At 71.7% G+C, this 19,000-nt stretch carries 8 protein-coding genes; all 8 read right to left on the bottom strand.

Annotated elements, in window-relative coordinates:
* Positions 1 to 3,280: tetratricopeptide repeat protein (locus CV1CTNOD_RS26775; RefSeq protein WP_131786792.1), on the bottom strand; the 3,280-nt coding region annotated here is incomplete at its 3' end.
* A gap of 340 nt (positions 3,281 to 3,620) precedes the next feature.
* The gene (accC, locus tag CV1CTNOD_RS15535; protein WP_131786793.1) at positions 3,621 to 4,967 is read right to left on the bottom strand and encodes an acetyl-CoA carboxylase biotin carboxylase subunit; all 1,347 of its coding nucleotides are present in this window, start codon (positions 4,965 to 4,967) and stop codon (positions 3,621 to 3,623) included.
* Positions 4,964 to 5,557: an acetyl-CoA carboxylase biotin carboxyl carrier protein gene (locus CV1CTNOD_RS15540; RefSeq protein WP_131786794.1), complete on the bottom strand. Its 594-nt coding sequence runs from the start codon at positions 5,555 to 5,557 to the stop codon at positions 4,964 to 4,966. Before CV1CTNOD_RS15540 ends, accC begins: the two co-directional genes overlap by 4 nt.
* The gene (accD, locus tag CV1CTNOD_RS15545; protein WP_131786795.1) at positions 5,557 to 7,407 is read right to left on the bottom strand and encodes an acetyl-CoA carboxylase, carboxyltransferase subunit beta; all 1,851 of its coding nucleotides are present in this window, start codon (positions 7,405 to 7,407) and stop codon (positions 5,557 to 5,559) included. Before accD ends, CV1CTNOD_RS15540 begins: the two co-directional genes overlap by 1 nt.
* Entirely contained in the window at positions 7,404 to 9,062 is a 1,659-nt protein-coding gene (locus CV1CTNOD_RS15550; protein WP_207386471.1) for a PfaD family polyunsaturated fatty acid/polyketide biosynthesis protein, read from the bottom strand. Before CV1CTNOD_RS15550 ends, accD begins: the two co-directional genes overlap by 4 nt.
* A complete protein-coding gene (locus tag CV1CTNOD_RS15555) occupies positions 9,056 to 11,530 on the bottom strand; it encodes a beta-ketoacyl synthase (protein WP_131786796.1) in 2,475 nt (824 codons plus the stop codon). Before CV1CTNOD_RS15555 ends, CV1CTNOD_RS15550 begins: the two co-directional genes overlap by 7 nt.
* A 76-nt stretch (positions 11,531 to 11,606) precedes the next feature.
* Positions 11,607 to 18,041 (bottom strand): type I polyketide synthase, encoded by a 6,435-nt coding sequence (locus CV1CTNOD_RS15560; RefSeq protein ID WP_242606728.1) that lies wholly within the window; start codon positions 18,039 to 18,041, stop codon positions 11,607 to 11,609.
* A 302-nt stretch (positions 18,042 to 18,343) separates the two neighbouring features.
* Complete coding sequence (locus CV1CTNOD_RS15565; RefSeq protein WP_131786807.1) at positions 18,344 to 18,994, bottom strand: GDSL-type esterase/lipase family protein; 651 nt, start codon at positions 18,992 to 18,994, stop codon at positions 18,344 to 18,346.
* Positions 18,995 to 19,000 lie beyond the last annotated feature (6 nt).

Below are 19,000 nucleotides of genomic sequence, written 5' to 3' on the forward strand. Positions count from 1 at the left end.
ATGCCACCCCCACCGCCACCGCCTGCCGGCCGGCGGTGATGGCCTCGTCGAGATCCGTCTGACGACCCAACCGCGCAAACCGGCGCTGGAGGGCACCGCCGAGGGTGGACAGGTACATGGCGCGGTCGGGGTGGTCGGGTGGGGTGGCGTCCACCGCCTGCCGGCCGGCGGTGATGGCCTCGTCAAGATCCGCCTGGCGGCCCAACCGCTCAAACCGGACCCGCAGGGCGACGCCGAGGTTGGACAGGTACGCGGCGCGGTCGGGCTGGTCGGGCGGGGTGGCGTCCACCGCCTGCCGGCCGGCGGTGATGGCCTCGTCGAGATCCGTCTGACGGCCCAACCGCTCAAACCGGGCCTGGAGGGCACCGCCGAGGTTGGACAGGTACATGGCGCGGTTGGGGTGGTCGGGCGGGGTGGTCTCCACCGCCTGCCGGCCGGCGGTGATGGCCTCGTCGAGATCCGTCTGACGACCCAACCGCGCAAACCGGGCCTGGAGGGCGAGGCCGAGGTTGGACAGGTACCCGGCGCGGTTGGGCTGGTCGGGTGGGGTGGCGTCCACCGCCTGCCGGCCGGCGGTGATGGCCTCGTCAAGATCCGCCTGACGACCCAACCGCGCAAACCGGGCCCGCAGGGCGACGTCGAGGATGGACAGGGGTATGGCGCGGTTGGGGTGGTCGGGTGGGGTGGCGTCCACCGCCTGCCGGCCGGCGGTGATGGCCTCGTCGAGATCCGTCTGACGGCCCAACCGCGCAAACCGGGCCTGGAGGGCACCGCCGAGGTTGGACAGGTACATGGCGCGGTCGGGGTGGTCGGGTGGGGTGGCGTCCACCGCCTGCCGGCCGGCGGTGATGGCCTCGTCAAGATCCGCCTGACGGCCCAACCGCCCAAACCGGGCCCGCAGGGCGAGGCCGAGGTTGGACAGGCTCGCGGCGCGGTCGGGCTGGTCGGGCGGGGTGGCGTCCGCTGCCTGCCGGAGCAGGGTGATGGCGTCGTCGAGATCCGTCTGACGGCCCAACCGCTCAAACCGGGCCCGCAGGGCGAGGCCGAGGTTGGACAGGTACATGGCGCGGTTGGGGTGGTCGGGCGGGGTGGCGTCCACCGCCTGCCGGCCGGCGGTGATGGCGTCGTCGAGATCCGCCTGACGGCCCAACCGCTCAAACCGGCGCTGGAGGGCACCGCCGAGGATGGACAGGCTCGCGGCGCGGTTGGGGTGGTCGGGTGGGGTGGCGTCCGCTGCCTGCCGGAGCAGGGTGATGGCGTCGTCGAGATCCGTCTGACCGCCCAACCGCTCAAACCGGCGCTGGAGGGCGAGGCCGAGGTTGGACAGGCTCGCGGCGCGGTCGGGGTGGTCGGGCGGGGTGGCGTCCACCGCCTGCCGGCCGACGGTGATGGCCTCGTCAAGATCCGCCTGACGGCCCAACCGCTCAAACCGGCGCTGGAGGGCGACGCCGAGGTTGGACAGGTACATGGCGCGGTCGGGGTGGTCGGGCGGGGTGGCGTCCACCGCCTGCCGGCCGGCGGTGATGGCCTCGTCGAGATCCGCCTGACGGCCCGCCCGCCCAAACCGGGCCCGGAGGGCGGCGCCGAGGATGGACAGGCTCGCGGCGCGGTCGGGCTGGTCGGGCGGGGTGGCGTCCACCGCCTGCCGGCCGACGGTGATGGCCTCGTCAAGATCCGCCTGACGGCCCAACCGCTCAAACCGGGCCCGCAGGGCACCGCCGAGGATGGACAGGCTCGCGGCGCGGTTGGGGTGGTCGGGTGGGGTGGTCTCCACCGCCTGCCGGAGCAGGGTGATGGCGTCGTCGAGATCCGTCTGACCGCCCAACCGCTCAAACCGGGCCCGCAGGGCGGCGCCGAGGGTGGACAGGTACCTGGCGCGGTTGGGGTGGTCGGGCGGGGTGGCGTCCACCGCCTGCCGGCCGGCGGTGATGGCCTCGTCAAGATCCGCCTGACGGCCCAACCGCCCAAACCGGGCCTGGAGGGCGAGGCCGAGGTTGGACAGGTACATGGCGCGGTTGGGGTGGTCGGGTGGGGTGGCGTCCACCGCCTGCCGGCCGGCGGTGATGGCCTCGTCAAGATCCGCCTGACGGCCCAACCGCGCAAACCGGGCCTGGAGGGCGACGCCGAGGTTGGACAGGTACATGGCGCGGTTGGGGTGGTCGGGCGGGGTGGTCTCCACCGCCTGCCGGCCGGCGGTGATGGCCTCGTCGAGATCCGCCTGACGGCCCAACCGCTCAAACCGGGCCCACAGGGCGAGGCCGAGGATGGACAGGTACGCGGCGCGGTCGGGCTGGTCGGGTGGGGTGGTCTCCACCGCCTGCCGGAGCAGGGTGATGGCGTCGTCGAGATCCGTCTGACGGCCCAACCGCTCAAACCGGGCCTGGAGGGCACCGCCGAGGTTGGACAGGTACATGGCGCGGTCGGGCTGGTCGGGTGGGGTGGCGTCCACCGCCTGCCGGAGCAGGGTGATGGCGTCGTCGAGATCCGTCTGACGGCCCGCCCGCTCAAACCGGCGCTGGAGGGCACCGCCGAGGTTGGACAGGTACATGGCGCGGTCGGGGTGGTCGGGCGGGGTGGTCTCCACCGCCTGCCGGCCGACGGTGATGGCGTCGTCGAGATCCGCCTGACCGCCCGCCCGCTCAAACCGGACCCGCAGGGCGCCGCCGAGGTTGGACAGGTACCCGGCGCGGTCGGGGTGGTCGGGCGGGGTGGTCTCCACCGCCTGCCGGCCCACGGTGATGGCGTCGTCGAGATCCGCCTGACGGCCCAACCGCTCAAACCGGACCCGCAGGGCGACGCCGAGGATGGACAGGCTCGTGGCGCGGTTGGGGTGGTCGGGTGGGGTGGCCTCTACCGCCTGCCGGAGCAGGTCGATGGCCGTGTTCAGCGCGGCACGATCCCCGGTGCGCAGCGTGTTCTTGAGAAGATCGACGGCGCGATCCGCTAACACGGCGGGATCGTCAGGCGAGGGGAGCCGCCGGTCTGCGTCGAAGTGGCCGCGGAGCGGGGCGGGCACCGCGTCGGGGATCGCCTGGTACACCGGCGTGAACAAGGCCAGGGCGACGGCACGGTCCTGCTCGTCGTCCCCGACGAGGTACCGCGACCAGAACAGCCTCCCGGCCGCGAGCGCGACCTCGATGTCGGCGGCCGGGTCCGGAACCGCGCCCAGGAGAGCCGTGACCTCAGCCACCGCCTCCGGACCGAGGACCGTGGCCGGATCCTGGTCGGCGTTGAACCGCGCCAGCCGTGCCCGCACCTGTGCAAGCAGACGCTTCCGCATCCGGTGACCCCCGAACCAGCTTCGTCATCGCCGTCGACGATGCGCTCACGCAGACGGTACATGTAGCGACATCACGATACATCCCAATGATCATTGGGCTGGGCCCGGTCGGCGAGCGCGGGTGATCGCGCACCAGCGGGTGAGGAGGATCGTCGCCTGATCGCTACCGGGTTGCGGGCCAGTGCTCCGGCCTTCAGGCCGGGGGTGAAGGCCCGCAACCCGGTAGCCGAAGAAGTGGACGATCTTCCAGTCGTCGGCCGGCTCAGCGGCCGTCCAGTCGCGGCCGAGGCGCTCGCCGTTCCTTGTCCCGGTGTCCGCTGTCCCGGCGTCCGCAGACCGCTCAATCCGTCAGTTCGTTGATGAGTGAGGTGTCGTACTCGGCTTGGCGGAAGCGGGGATGGTCGAGGACGTCGCGCAGGAACGCGGCGGTGGTCACCACGTGCGGGCCGCTCAGCCGCAGCTCGTCGAGCGCCCGGCTCATCCGCGCGAGCGCCTGCTCACGGTCGGGCGCCCAGACGACGAGTTTGGCCAGTAGCGAGTCATACAGCGCGGGGACCTGGTAACCGGCGAAGACGTGGGTGTCGACGCGGACGAACGGGCCGCCGGGCACCGCGAACTCGCTGACCACGCCGGGTGTGGGCACGAACCCCGCCGCCGGGTCCTCGGCGTTGATCCGGCACTCGATCGCCACCCCGCGCGGGACGACATCGGTCTGGTCGAAGCCGAGCGGTTCACCGGCGGCGACCCGCAGCTGCTCGCGGACCAGATCCGTCCCGGTGACCATCTCCGTGACCGGGTGCTCCACCTGGAGCCGGCAGTTGACCTCCATGAAGTAGAACCGGTCGTCGCCGTCGACTAAGAACTCGAACGTGCCCGCACCCACGTACCCGGCCGCCCGTGCCCCACGGACAGCCGCCTCGCACATACGCTCCACGGTCTGCGCGGGCAGCCGCGGAGCAGGGGTCTCCTCCACGAGCTTCTGGTGACGGCGCTGCAGCGAGCAGTCACGTGCGCCCAGGTGGACGACGCCGCCGTAGGAGTCGGCGAGGACCTGGACCTCGACGTGTCGCGCGGACGCCAGGTAGCGCTCCACGTAGAGCCGTCCGTCCCGGAACACCGCCTGGGCGCTCGCACGGGTCTGGGTGTAGGCCCGCAGGAACGCGTCGGGATCGTGCACCACGCTCATCCCGCGCCCACCGCCACCGGCCACCGCCTTGATGATGACCGGGTACCCGATCTCGGCGGCGAGCTCCGCCGCCTCGTCGGCGTGTTCGAGCGCGTCCCGGCTGCCCGGCAGGAGCGGCAGCCCCGCGTCCGACATGATCGAACGGGCGCTGGCCTTGTCGCCGAGACGGCTCATCACCGATGCCGGCGGCCCGATGAAGGTGATGCCCTCCTCCTCGCACACCTCGGCGAAGTCCGGGTTCTCCGACAGGAATCCGTAGCCGGGGTGGATGGCGTCGGCACCTCGGCCCCGCGCCGCCTCGATGACGGCGGGGATGTTGAGGTAGCTGGCCTTGGCCGGCCCCGGCCCGATCTGCACCGTCTCGTCAGCGAACTGGACGACCGCCGAGTCACGGTCGGCGGCGGAGTGGACCGCCACCGTGGCCAGACCGAGTTCGCGGCAGGTACGGGCGACCCGGAGCGCGATCTCGCCACGGTTGGCGATCAGCACTTTTTTGATCATCGTCCTGAGCCCGGACGGTCGGCGTCCACCGCGGCCACCCCCAGCAGGGGTTGACCGTGCTCGACGGGCGTGCCGTCGGCCACGAGGACCTCGACCACCCGGCCGGAGGCATCCGCCTCCACCGGGATCATCAGCTTCATCGCCTCGATGATCGCCACCTGCTGGCCACGGGTGATCAGGTCGCCCTCGACGACGAACGGCTTGGCCCCGGGCTCGGAAGCCCGGTAGAACACGCCCACGGTGGCGGCGCACAGGAGGTGGACGTCGGCGGCCGGCGCAGCCGGCGGCTGGGCCGCTTCGGTGCGGGCCGGCTCCTGCCGCCGCACCGGCGCCGAAGCCGAAACCGGTACCGAGGACGCCACCGAGGCCGGCGCGAACAGCTCGGCCGATGCCGACGGCGTCGTCTCCGACCAGGCAATCTCGATGAAGACGTCGCCGGCCGCCACCCTCACCCGGCTGGGCACCCGGGACGTCTGCGTGCTCAGGGTGAGCAGCTGCTGGCGAAGCACCGTCATGATCTCGTCAAGTTCGCCGGCGCTGGGAACCGTCGCCCGTACCGGCGAGACACCGTTCAACTGGACCGGGCTCATCAGGCACTTTCCTTTTCGTCGAGGTCGTCCCGGTCGAGGTCGTCCCGGTCGGCATCGGCGCCGTCGCCGTCGCCGTCGCCGTCGACGTCGACCCGGTCGATGTCGAGATCGTCGTCGAGCAGGGTGAGCGTGCCGGCGCCGAACCGGCGGAACCGCGTCCTGCGCCCGGTGACGAGGGTCATCTGATCCCGCGGCAGAAGCTCCGCCAGCGTGCTGGTCAGCGCGTCACGCAGGGCATGCGCCGCGAGCAGATGATCGCTGTCCGCACCCGCGCTGGGCTCGGGCACCACACCGTCGACGATCCCGTTGCGCAGCAGCTCACGGGCGTCGACACGCAGCGCCGCCGCGGCCTTCGGCCCCGCGCTCGCGTCCTTCCACAGGATCGCGGCGCACCCTTCCGGGCTGATCACCGAGTAGACCGCGTTGGCACACATCAGGACGCGGTCGGCGATCGCGAGAGCGAGCGCGCCGCCGCTGCCGCCCTCGCCGGTCACCACCGCCACCACCGGGACGGGCAGACCCGCCATCAGCCGCAGGTTCTCGGCGATCGCGACCGACTGTCCGTTCTGCTCGGCCTCGATGCCGGGGAAGGCACCCGCGGTGTCGATGAGGGTGACCACCGGGAGTCCGAGCTTGGCGGCCAGCCGCATGATCCGGGCGGCCTTGCGGTAACCGGCCGGCGACGGCATCCCGTAGTTGCGCTCGGACAGCTCGGTTGCGCTGTGGCCCTTCTGCGTGCCGATCACGACGACCGGCGTTCCCTCGAGGCGGCCCAGCCCGCAGACCATCGCCGGGCAGTCCGCCAACATGCGGTCACCGTGCAGCTCCGCCCAGTCCTCGATCATCAGGGCGATGTAGTCCAGGGTCGTCGGCCGACCGAGCCGACGGGCGAGCCGCACCGACTCCCACTGCTCCCGCGCGGGCAACCGGTCCGGCTCGACGATCAACGCGGCATTGCCCGACGGCTGCGACGCCGCCAGCTGCGAAGCCGACGACCGCGGCGCGGGCATGGCCGTGCGCGCCGCCCGGCGGCTGCCCACGGTCAGCAGCCGGGCCAGGGTGGCGCGCAGCTCGGCACGCGGCCGGATCATGTCGACGACTCCGTGCCGCAGCAGGAACTCCGCGGTCTGGAATCCCGGCGGAAGGGTCTGCCGGATGGTCTGCTGGATCACCCTCGGACCGGCGAAGCCCAGCCGCGCGCCCGGCTCGGCGATGATGATGTCCGGCAGCGTCGCGAAGGACGCGGCAACACCGCCGAAGGTGGGGTCGGTGATCAGTGACAGGGTGAGGATCCCCGCCTCGTCGAGCTGCCCGAGAGCCTGGCTGGTCTTGGCCATCTGCATGAGGGACAGGACACCCTCCTGCATGCGCGCTCCGCCGGAGGCGGTCACCAGAAGAAGGGGCGTCCGTTCCCGTAGCGCGATCTCAGCCGCCTGGGTGATGGCCTCACCGACCGCGGCACCGAGGCTGCCCCCCATGAACCGGAAGTCCATGGCCGCCACGACCACCGGGTTGCCGTCGATGCGGCCGCGCGCGCTCACGACCGCCTCGGCCAGCCCGGTGGCGGCGCGCGCGTCGCGGAGCCTGTCGACGTAGGGACGGCTGTCGACGAACCGCAGCGGGTCACTGTCGGAGACGACCGTGTCCACCAGCGCCACGGAACCGGGATCCAGCAGTGTCGTGAGCCGTTCGACAGCAGTCAGCGGGGCGTGCCATCCGCACTCCGGGCAGACCCGCAGGGAGCGGGTGAACCTCTTCGCGTAGATGATCGATCGGCATCCGCCGCAGACCAGCCAGGATGCGGCACGGGTCGCCGCATCGCCTGCCTGCCTGGGCACGGTCACTGTCATGATTGCTCCCACCGGTCGAGCCCGCCTGCCGCATCGGTCCGCGGCGGGGACGGGATGTATGTGGCGCAGCGTGCGGGCAGGCGCACCCCCGCGAACCGCAGATGGTTGACCCGGCTGGTGAAGGCGGCGCCGCGCATGATCTGCGCGGCCATGTCGGCCACCCGCCTGTTCTCCACCGGGGCCAGGTAGGTGCCGGCGACCCAGCTGTTGAACGCACCCATCGCCGGACCGCACCAGACCTGGTAGTCCGCGACCCTGCCCGTCTCACCCGAGATGCTCCAGCCCGACGACAGGCCGAGGTACCAGCGGAAGACCAGCGCCATCCGCCGCTTCGGGTTGTCGGCCGCGCGGGCGATCTGGTCGGGGTCACGCTCGGTGAAGAACCGCACCGTGTCCGCCCAGACGTCGTCCAGCGGCCGCAGGAAGATCCGGCGCTCCAGGGCGTCGCGCTCGGCAGCCGGTATCGCCTCGATGCCGTCGTAGGCCCGGTAGACCTCGTACAGCCTCCTGGCCTTGGTCGCGAACATCGTCCCGCGTTGCAGGACCTGGACCTCGACGCCCATCTCGAACATGTCCGCGGACGGAGCCATGGCGCAGTCGGCTGTTCCCGCGCCGGCCAGCAGCCGCTTCGTCGCCTCGGACTGGGACGCCTCCACCGACGCCTGGTTGATCGACCCCGTCACCACGTAGGCCGCGCCGAGCGCGAACGCCGCCGCGGCGGCGGCCGGCGTCCCGATCCCGCCGGCCGCGCCGACCCGGACCTGCCAACCGTGGCCCAGGTGGGCCAGCTCACGCCGCACGCGGTCGCGCAGGCCGATGATCTCGGGAAGCAGGACGGTCAACGGCCGGCGGTCGGTGTGACCGCCGGAGTCGGCCTCGACGGTGACGTCGTCCGCCACGGGCACGCCGCGGGCGAGATCAGCCTGCTCCGCCGTTACCAGACCGGCCTCGAGCAGCCCGCGGACAATCGGCTCGGGCGCCGGGCGCAGGAAGTGTTCGGCCACCTCCGCCCGGGAGATCTTGGCAATCAGCCGGTTGCCCGCCCGCACCCGGCCGGAGGCGTCCCGGGACAGCCCGGCCAGCCGGTAGCGCACCACCTGCGGGGTGAGGTCGAGGAAGGCCGACGCCTCGACGCAGCGCACCTGGTGGCGCAGGCACAGGTCGACCACGTCCCGTTCCATGGCCAGCTCGTTCGGGCTGTGGATGAGGTTGCACGCGAACCCCGCGCCGGCGGACACCCGCCGGCTGATCGTCGTCAGCGCGTCGTCGACGCGGGCGGGCAGCACCCCGGCCGCGCCGAAGGAGGCGAGGAAACCCTCCCCGGCCAGCGCCACGACCATCTCCGCCGACGCGATCCCGTTGGCCATAGCCCCGGCCATGTACGGGTGGCGCACACCGTGGTCGCGCGGGAATTCCGGCGACCCCAGCCGCTCGGGTGGTGCCGCCGGCACCGCCGCGAGCACCTGCGTGCCGGCACCGAGCAGCCGCTCGTCGTTGGTGGCCGCGATCCCCTGGGCGTCCCGGACGACGAAACACGGCCGTTCGAGGGTTGCGAGCACGTCGTAGATCTCGTCCGCGCCGCGTCCGAGGCCGGCGGTACGGACGCCGCCCGCCCGCCGGTGGATCTCGGCCGGACCGGCCTGGGCGGTCACCATGGCAAGGCCCCTTCTTCCCGCAGTTCGACGGCGACATCGGTCAGTTCGTAGATGCGCATGGTCGGCTTCCACACGCTTGCATCCGCCACCACCCGCACCCGGCCGGGCCGTCGCTCGAGGGACTTGACGTGCACTTCGAGGAGCGACTCGCCGTCCGTCGACAGGAACTGGCCCCGGTACTTCCACGTCATCGGGATCCCGACCGGCAGCACGAAGCCGGCTCGGGTGAAGCCCGCGGCGTGGCCGCCGTCGACGAGCCACTCCTGCATCGCCTGGATCACCGCCTCCACCCCGAGCGAGCCGGGAATGACCGGGTCCAGGACGAAGTGGCGGGCGAAGAACCAGTCCTGCGGGTCGATCGGACGGGATGCCCGCAGATAACCCTGCCCGTACCGGCCACCGCCGTCGACCACCTGGACGTCGTCGAGCAGCGCAAGGTGGCCCCGCGAGCACAGCGGCGCAGACGGGTCAGCCCGGCGGGCTGCGACATCGATGATCCGGACCGCGGGACGGGACTCCTGCTCGTCCAGCCAGGTCGGCACGAGACGACCGGCGTCGAGCCCGCTCTGCCTGGCCAGCGCCGCCTCGTTGAAGTATCCGAACATCGACTCGCCCTCGTAGACGGGCTCGCCGTCCACGGAGAACCGGTAGGAGAAGTCCTGCAGCACCGACCCGGGCATGGGCGTGGTGGACAGCAGGGTCGAGTGCTGCTGGAGGATCTTGTCCCGCAGGTCCACCTCGCGCAGCACCGTGGCGCTGCCGCCGAGGTTGCGCAGGCTGTGTTCCCCGCCCAGCTCGGACAGGGTCGCGCCCAGGTAGTAGCCGAGGACGAGAGCCGACTGCAGCGAGGTCTCCATGTACACGCAGTTCGGCATCGACGCGTTGGCCGTGTCCTGGTAGTACCAGGAGTCGGCGGGAGAGTCGTACTCGGTCTGGTGGGTGGCGTTCCCCCGCGGGTTCCCCCGCTCCCCCTGGACGGCGACTATCCGGTCGACCAGACGCAGGCCGCCGTCGGGCAGGCGGGTCGCCCGGATGCCGAGATAACGGGAGAACTCCGGCCCCAGGGCGATGCCCGGATCGCCCTTGGAGCAGTGGGCCATGTGGAACTCGTTGAGCATCACTCGATCGCCGAACCTGTTCCTGCGCCCGAGGAAGCTCGGCACGGTGCCGCCGGCCTGCGGGCCGATCGGGACTCCCGGCTTCTCGCGGATGCCGAGCGTCACGCCGTGCACCCTGGCGACGACCTCACCCCCGGCACGGAACTCGGCGTCGACGGACAGCCACGGCCGCGGGACGAGGTCGACGCCGGTGACCTCGAGGGTTATCTCGTGGTCGGCATCCGACGCCGACCCGAGGAGTTCGACCTGGCAACGGTCCGGTTCGCCCCGCCCGTCGGGCACGCCGCGCACGAACGCGGCGTCGGCGAAGCACAGGTGCAGGCCCAGGTACAGGGCGAACAGCTGCGCGGCCTGCGCGGTCGCCTCGGTGAGGAGCACGGCCCGCTCCTGTGCCGGTGCGCCCTGGGCCGGTGCGCCCTGGGCCGAGGAGGTCCCGGCCGCAGCGCCGAACCGCAGCCCGGCGCGGAGGGCTCCACTGCCCCAGCCGCCGCCGCGCACGTCAAGGCCGTCCACCCAGCCCAGCAACAGTCCGGGGATCCGGGCCTGCGGCAGCGCGAGCCGGATCGACTGGTTGGCGCCGTCCTGGTCGTAGGCGGTACCGAACACGCTCGCGATCGACCCCTCGGTGAGGCGGGCGAGATCGGTGGCGTCCAGCCGGCTCCTGTCGCTGCGCGCAAGCGGTTTGAACGCCGCCTCCGTAGGCACCCGGGTGGGTACGGAGGCCACAGGATGGTGTGACGACGCGCTCGGCCGCCCGTCGACCACCTCGAACACCTCGGTGACGGCCGGGGCCGGGTCGACCACCTCTTCCCGGTGGACGCCGGCGTCCCGGGGAGCAGGCAGAGCCACCCGGGTCGGGCTCGCCGGGATGCTGGGCGCCACCCCGCCGGGCACGGACGGCCCACTCACTGATCGGACGCCGTTGTTCACCGGCCGCCCGGACGCCGCAAGCGCCGCGATCACCCGGCCCTGCACGCTCGCCTGGGCCCGCAGGGCGCTGGCGTGCGCGGCCACGACGACCGCGCGCACCTGCCGGGCAAGCGAGGCCGCCAGCTCGGCGGCTGCCAGGTCACCAGCGAGCACCGACGAGTTACCGGTGGGGACCGACGAAGGGTGCGGCACGACGGCGAATCCGGCTTCACCCGCAGTCCCCACAGCCGGCACCGGCGAAGGGTGGGGCACGCCGGCCGAGCGGGCCTCGTCGCGTCCCGCTTCCGGCAACCGGAGATGCGGCGTCGCACCGGCCTGGGTAGCGTCAACCAGCCACCGGGTGGGGTCGAAGGGTTCGCCGACGAACTCCAGGACGTCGATGTCCTCCGTCTGGTCCGCCGTCACCTGCTCCGCTGTCATCGCTTGATCTCCGTCGGTCTGGTGGAACCGGTCCGTTCGCGGCGGACGGGGATGGGGGTCGCGGGCGGTCGCACGGTCACGCCCCCTCCCCCGGCAGCCACCACTGCACGGCCGCGGCGAACTTCGCGGCCATGTCGGGGGTTCCGATCATCGACACGTCGGTGAGGCGCTGCAGGACGCGCCCGCCCGGGTCGCTGGCGGTCACCGTGACCGTGATGGACGACGCGGCGCGCCTGACGTCGTCCAGGACGACGACGAACGGGTTCCCGTCCGGCAGCGGGGCGAAGTACTCCCAGCGCCCGACGGCCAGTGGCAGGCAGGCCAGACCCGTCAGCCACCTGCCCAGCACCGACGGCCCGTGCAGGAGTATGTCGGCGAGCACCGGGCTGTGCAGCGCACCGGCGAACGCGCCGCCCGCCACGGCCTGGTCGGCCAACCGGCACTCCAGGACGACCCGGTCGTCCCGGCGCTGCAGGATGCGACGGATGCCCTGCAATGCCGGGCCGTGGAACAGGGTGCCCCCGGTGTAGATCTCCAGGCCGTCCTCGGGGCCGCTGCCCACCGCCTCGCCCGGCCGACCCGGCCCGGTCGGCGCGGCGGGCGGGGCCTCGGCCAGCACGAACGTGCCGACGTAGTGCGAGATGGGCAGGCCGCTGCCGCCGGCGGCACGGACGCCTGCCCGCACCGTGAGCCGGCCGTCCCGGGATTCGGCCAGGGGCACCTCGACCTGGTACTCACGGCCCTGTGCGCCGTCGAACACGATGCCCTTGTGTACTTCGAACCCGCGGGACTCGATCACCTGCAGCCCTGGGTGGGCGCGTTCCAGCACGTTCACCAGCCAGCCGAGCCCGAACGTGGCAGGCAGGACCGGGAAGGCGTCGATGCGGTGCGCCTGCAGTACCTCGGTGTCCTCGATGCCGGTCAGGTTGCGGCGGGCCACAAAGGCCCGGGCCGGCCGCGGGCCGGTACCGTCGGTGAGCGCCTTGCTCTGGCCGACCAGCACGCACACGTCGTCGGCGTGGTCGGGGCTGAACTGCTCCACGAACATCCGCGCGCCCGTTGCCGGCGCCAGCAGTTCGACGCCGCGTGCACGGAACACCTCACGCAGGTCGGCGGCGACCATCCCGCCGTCCCAGGCGCCCCAGTCGATGGCCGTGACGTGACGATCGGGGTGTTCGTGCTTCAGGCTGGCCGCGACCCGGCACAGCGCCTCGTTCGCGGCGGCGTAGTCGGCCTGGCCGGCGTTGCCGAACAGCCCCGCCACCGAGGTGAACAGGACGATGTGGCGGACGGGCGCGCCGTCGAGCGCGTCCAGGACGTTGCGCAGGCCGGCGAGTTTCGGCGTGAAGACCCGGCGGACGTCGTCGGGCGTCTTGGTACGCACGAGCCCGTCCGCGAGGGTTCCCGCGCCGTGGACCACGCCTGTGATCCGGTCGCGGTGCGCTGACAGCGCATCCCGCACGGCGGCGGCGTCACCCACGTCCACCTGGATGTAGCTGGCTGCCGCGGAGGAGCCGGTCCCGGCCAGGGCGTCGAGCGTCGAACGGATCTCGCGCTGGGCCTGGATGTCGCGCAGGACCGCGTCGACCTGCCGCGGTGTCGGCGGCTTACCACCGCCGGCCCCCAGGGCGGCGATCGCCGCGCGCTTGAGGTCGCCCTCGGCCACGCCCGCGGCCCAGTCGGGCTCCGCCGTGAGCGCCGTACGCCCCAGCAGCAGGAACTCCACCTGGCTGTGCTCGCCGAGCGCCCGCACACAGGACGCCGTGACCCCACGTGCCCCGCCCGTCACCACGAACACGTCACCCGCGCCGACCGTGGACGCCGGCGGGACCGGTCCGGTCGTAACGCCGGCCACGGCGGTGGCGGTGGACGCCCGCGGTGACCCGTACGGCCCGGGGGCCACGGTCCACCTGCCGCGGGCGGCGTCGACCCCCACCTCGAGGGTGTCGACTGCCGCGTCCCTCACCTCGTCCAGAAGGACGGCGAGCGCGTCGTCGTCGCCGAGCGCCGGATCGATGTCGAGCGCGCGGCAGAAGATCGACGGTTCCTCATGGGCAAGCGTCTTGACCACTCCGCCGACTCCGCCGAGGAGCGCTTCAGCGGCCTGGCGCCCTCCGCGGTGGCCGAGACCACCGTCGAGACGGGTGACGGTCACGAAGGCGACGCGGTCATCGGAGCGGGCGGCCGCGGCCAGCGGCACGCTGGCATGCTTGGCCACCAGGACGGCGTCGGCGAGCTGACGGACACTGTGATCCCAGGTGTCCTGCCGGACACTGTGATCCCTTGTCTCGCTTCCGCCGAGAATGGTGAGGCAGAGGTCGATCCTGCCGGCCGTGCTCAGCGCCTCGGAGAGCCGGCGCTCGACGGCCTCGCCGTCCCATGCGGCCAGCTCGGACGACCAGTCCCCACCGGAAGCCGGCAGGCTCACCCGCACCACCGTCCAGCCGGCCCCCTCAAGACCTGCCGTGAACGCTTCGCCCGCCTGGTTCCCGGAGTCGACGACGACGGCTACCGGGTTGGCCGCGTAGGGCTGTTCGATCCTGTCGATCGCGGGCAGTCCGACGAGCTCGACGGGGTGCCACGCCGCCTGCTCGGCGGGCGGGGTCCCGGTCGCCGGCACCGGCGTGGCAGGTGCCTCCGCCGTGGCAGGTGCGGCAGCACTCACCAGGAAATCGATGATGTGCTCCAACGTCCGCATCTCACCCAACAACTCCGGACCCACACTCGGCACCCCGGGAAAACGCTCCTGCACCGCACCCAGAATCTGCACCCGCTTAATCGAGTCAACACCCAGATCCGCTTCCAGATCCATCCCGGTGTCAATCATCTCCGCCGGATAACCCGTCCGCTCCGCCACCACACCCAACAACACCGACCGCAACACCCCCGCATCCACCGAACCCGAGGAATCGGCAACACCAGCGGAAGCGGACGCCGCGGAACCCGCCGGAGGCGACGCGGGCGTCACCGCGACCCGGGCAGGTTCGGACAACAGCGCCGGAGCCGGAGCCGGAACCGACACAGGAGGCGACGCCGGGACAGCTGCTGAAACCGACACAGGCACGGACGCTGGAGTCGGGGACGGCGCCGCGGCGATTTCCGTCCGCGGCGGCTGCTCCAGCAGGCTCGGCCGTCGTGGGGCGGACGGGTCGAGGGCCGCCGGTACAGGCGCGAGGTAGCTGCCGGCCGGTGTGTACTGACGCCCACCGCGCTCGATCTCGGCCAGCGACGACAGGATCTCGTTGGCGCGTATGTGCACCTGCCCGATCGCCAGGCTCTGGTCCTTCACGCTCTCGACCGCCTGCGCGAGCCAGGCACCGTCCGCACCGGGGCGGTGCTGGTGCAGGATCTCCACCAGGCCTTCGGCGACCTGTAGCTGGCTTTCCAGGTACCGGGAGTGCAGCGCCACGTGTTGCGCCACCACGTCGTCCCCGGCATCGATACCGTGGGCGTGGGCTGCCGCCGGTGGAGCAGCCGGCGGTTCCACGACGCAGACCAGGGCGCTCTGGGCAGCCACGGGCGGTTCAACGACGTCGGCGGGGGCCACCGGCGGTGCGGCCAGCGGCGGTGCGGAAAGGTCGGTGGACAGGGCCGGCGGGTCACTCGACACCGCTCCGTTCGCCGACACCTGATGGCTAGCGGGGTGGATATCCGTGAAATCCACGTCGATGCCCCCGCCGGGGCCGGACCCGTTGCTGCCGACTCCGTTGGCGACGGTGGCGACCGACACCCGGAAACCGTCGTCGAGCGCGGCCCGATAGGCGGCGCGGCGGGATTCCGGCACGTAGTCCGCCCCGTTCAGCGTCACGGCCATGCCGCGGGATTCGGGCGCCACCAGCGCGGGGGCGTCATGCCGGTTGATACCGGTGATCGGCTCGCCGAGAACCGCCAACTGGACGGCGGCCTGCTTCAACGCGACGTCGCTGTCACCGAGCGGACCGGTGTCGGTGGGAACGGCGACGATGCCGGATTCCCCGAGGGTCCGCCTGGCCAGCGCGGTCAGCACCTGCTTGGGACCGAACTCGACGAACACGTTGCAGCCGTCCGCGCGGATGGCCTCCAGGGCCTGGACGAACTCGACCGGCTCAAGAAGCTGCCCGGTCAGCGCACGCCTGTTCGCCTCGACGTCCGACCCGTACCGGGCACCTGCGGTGTTGGCATATACCGGCTGTTGCGGTGCGCCGATGAGCGCCGACGAGACGGCGGACCCGAACTTTTCGACGGCATGCGCCACATGGGATGTGTGGAAGGCCGCGGAGACGGGCAGCAGGCGGGCGCCCAGCTGCCGCTGTTTGCATTCCTGGACGACCTCGCCGACCGCCTGGGTGTCCCCGCCGACGACCACCTGGTCCGGCGCGTTGTGATTGCAGATCACCACGCCCGGGAAGGCGCGGAGAATGTCGGTGACCTGCTCACGCGTGGCCTGAACCGCGGCCATGGTGCCCGGGTCGTGGTCGGGGTCCTCGGCGGGCGGGGCCATCGCCTCGCCGCGGGCGCGGGCGAGCCGGAAGAAGTCCGCGTCGTCCAGGGCGCCGGCGGCCCACAATGCGGTGAGTTCCCCGAAGCTGTGCCCGAGAAATCCCGAGCAGCGCAGGCCCAGCTCGGCAAGATAACGGAACTGGCCGACCGAGAGCGCCCCGATCGCCGGTTGCGCGTACTCGGTCCGGCGAAGAGCGGTTTCCTGCGCCTGGCGCAGCTCCGCGTCGAAGACGGGCGGCGGGTAGATGATCGAACCAAGACGGCGGTCAGCTCCGGCGAACGACTCGTTCACGTCGTCGACGGCCCCCGCCACGGTCGGGATGTTGAGGACCGCCTCCAGGCCCATGTCCAGGTACTGGCTGCCCTGCCCGGCGAACAGCGCGCCCACCTTCAGGTCGGCCAGTGCCCGGTCACGGAAGAACACCCCCGCCGGATGCGACCACTGCGCCGCGTCCGGGGATGCGGCGAGCTGCTCGACGGCCAGGGCGAGCAGGCGCTGGGCGGTCTCGTCGTCCGCGGCCACGAACCCGACCCGGGCGTTGCCTGCCGGGATCGGTGCGGTGTCCTCCGGCGCGGCACCGGAACGCAGCAGCTCCAGCAGGGTGGCCGTGTCGGCCGCGTGCCAGATGTAGGCCCGGGCCGTGCGGTGCAGCGTCGCGACGGCGCCGCGGTCGCCGGTGTGCTCCTGGAGAACGACGTGGAAGTTCGTCCCGCCGAAGCCCATCGCGGAGGTGGCGGCCCGGCGGACCGGCCGCTGCGGGTCACGGATCCACGGGCGGGTCCGGGTGTTGACGTACAGCGGCCCGCCGGTGAAGTCGATCGCGCTGTTGGGATGTTCCACGTTGATGGTCGGCGGCAGCATCTTGTGGTGGAGGGCGAGTGCGAGCTTCATCAGGCTCGCTGTGCCCGCGGCGCCCTTGGTGTGGCCGATCTGTGACTTCACGCTGCCGATCGCGGCGAAGTGCCGCTCGCCGGTCGCCTCGGACAGGACCTCGTGCAGTGCGGACAGTTCGGTCTTGTCCCCCACCGCGGTGCCGGTCGCGTGCGCCTCGAACAGCTCGACGGACGCGGGCGAGCAGTCGGCGTCGGCGTAGGCCCGGGCCAGCGCCAGCCGCTGGCCTTCGGCACGGGGCGCGTAGATGCTCTTGGAACGGCCGTCGCTGGACGAGCCGATACCGCGGATGACCGCGTAGATGCGGTTGCCGTCCCGCTCGGCGTCGGCCAGACGCTTCAACGCGATCATGCCGATGCCCTCACCGATGAGGGTGCCGTCGGCGGAGTCGTCGAACGGCCGGATACGCCCGCTTTTGGACAGGGCATGGGTCTTGCTGAAGCACATGTACCCGAAGATCGAGTTTTCGGTGTCGGCGCCACCGGCGATCATCATCTCGGCCCGGCCGTCGACGAGCTCGGCCACGGCCATCCGGACGGCCGACAGCGACGCCGCGCAGGCCGCGTCGACCGTGCAGTTCATCCCGCCCAGCCCCATGCGGTTGGCAACCCGACCGGCGACCACGTTGGCCAGCAGCCCCGGGAAGGAGTTCTCCTCCCACGGCGCGAACGCCTGGACGTATTTGGCGGCGATGGCCTGGGCGTCGGATTCGGTGAGCCCGCAGCTGCGGACCACCTCCTTCAGGACGGGGGTCGACAGGCGGGCCGCCAGGGGGTGCATCAACGGGACCGGCCCGGTAACCCCCAGGACCACCCCCGTCCTCGAGGCGTCGTACCAGTCGGAGTCCGTCGCGCCCGCGTCCCGCAGCAGATCGCGAGCCACGATCAGGCTCAGCGTCTGCATGACGCTGGTGACCTCAAGTTGGTTCGGCGGAAGGCCGAACTCCAGCGGATCGAAGTCGACGTCGGGGACGAAGCCGCCGCGGCGCGAGTAGGTCATGTCCGGGACGGTCGGGTCCGGATCGAAGTAGTCCTCGAGGTTCCACCGGCTCGCCGGGACGTCCTGTGTGCAGTCCGTCGCGTCGACGATGTTCTGCCAGTACTCCCGGTAGTTGTGGGCGTTCGGAAAAAGACCGGACATGCCGACTATCGCGATCGGGTTGTTGGCCAGGCGCCGTTCCGCCAGCTTGTCGCCGCTCACCGTCTTCCTCTCCTAAGCTTTCTAAGCTTTGTCGCAGCGGGTGATCCTGACCTTTTCCGTGCTCTCGGGCCGTCCGCCGGCGGCTTCTTTGGATCCGATGTACTCCGCCGGCATCCCCGTGGCGCCCACGAGCATGTGAAAGAACCATGATCACGAATTCTTCGGCCGGTCATGCCGTTCGGATCCTCCCGGACCTTCCGGACCTCCCGGCACGCAAAAAACCATGATCGTGCGGTCTTCGGCTAGTACGACAGCGGTCCAGCGCCGACGTCGGCGAAAGAAGATGTCGTGGTCACCGCCACCATGCCGGTGGCCAGGCCGACGAGATCCGCCATGGCCTCGGCGAAGCGCCGGTGACCGGCGGGGCTGGGATGCAGACCGTCGGCCGACCACATGGCCGGGTCCGCCCATTCCTGACTGTTGACGACGTCCAGGCAGAGCGCGCCGGTACGTGCGGAGATCTCCCGTAGGCACTCGTTCGCCTCGGCGAAACGGGCCAGCAGGAGCTGCTGGAAGGATGCCGGCAACGGAAGGTTCCGGGGGATGTCCGCATAGGTCGCGGTGAACATCACCGTGTCCGGGCCGTTCAATGTCGTGAAAATCGTCTCGAGATTCTGCCGGAAGCGGGTCGCATCGTAGTCCCGGATCAGATCGTTGACCCCGGCCACGAATCCGATCAGCGGAGCCTTGTTCACCAGCGCGACACGAAGCTGCCTGTCGATCACGTCCTGGGTGGTCGCGTCGAAGGTGCCCAGGTTGAGATAGCCGTTACGCGGGATCCCGAACATCTCGGCGAACCGGGGTACCCAGCCGCGGTACGTCCCGTCCGGGGCAGGGTCGCCCCGACCCTCGACGAAACTGTCGCCGATGACCGTCATCCGTGCTTTCGCCATCATACT

Origin of the sequence: Protofrankia symbiont of Coriaria ruscifolia (assembly GCF_900634745.1) — a bacterium.
Lineage (GTDB): Bacteria > Actinomycetota > Actinomycetes > Frankiales > Frankiaceae > Protofrankia > Protofrankia californiensis.

Excerpts from the sequence above, each read along its gene's own strand:
- accC (WP_131786793.1), bottom strand. The coding sequence starts at position 4,967 with ATGATCAAAAAAGTGCTGATCGCCAACCGTGGCGAGATCGCGCTCCGG.
- CV1CTNOD_RS15540 (WP_131786794.1), bottom strand. The coding sequence starts at position 5,557 with ATGAGCCCGGTCCAGTTGAACGGTGTCTCGCCGGTACGGGCGACGGTT.
- accD (WP_131786795.1), bottom strand. The coding sequence starts at position 7,407 with ATGACAGTGACCGTGCCCAGGCAGGCAGGCGATGCGGCGACCCGTGCC.
- CV1CTNOD_RS15550 (WP_207386471.1), bottom strand. The coding sequence starts at position 9,062 with ATGGTGACCGCCCAGGCCGGTCCGGCCGAGATCCACCGGCGGGCGGGC.
- CV1CTNOD_RS15555 (WP_131786796.1), bottom strand. The coding sequence starts at position 11,530 with ATGACAGCGGAGCAGGTGACGGCGGACCAGACGGAGGACATCGACGTC.
- CV1CTNOD_RS15560 (WP_242606728.1), bottom strand. The coding sequence starts at position 18,041 with ATGTCCGGTCTTTTTCCGAACGCCCACAACTACCGGGAGTACTGGCAG.
- CV1CTNOD_RS15565 (WP_131786807.1), bottom strand. The coding sequence starts at position 18,994 with ATGGCGAAAGCACGGATGACGGTCATCGGCGACAGTTTCGTCGAGGGT.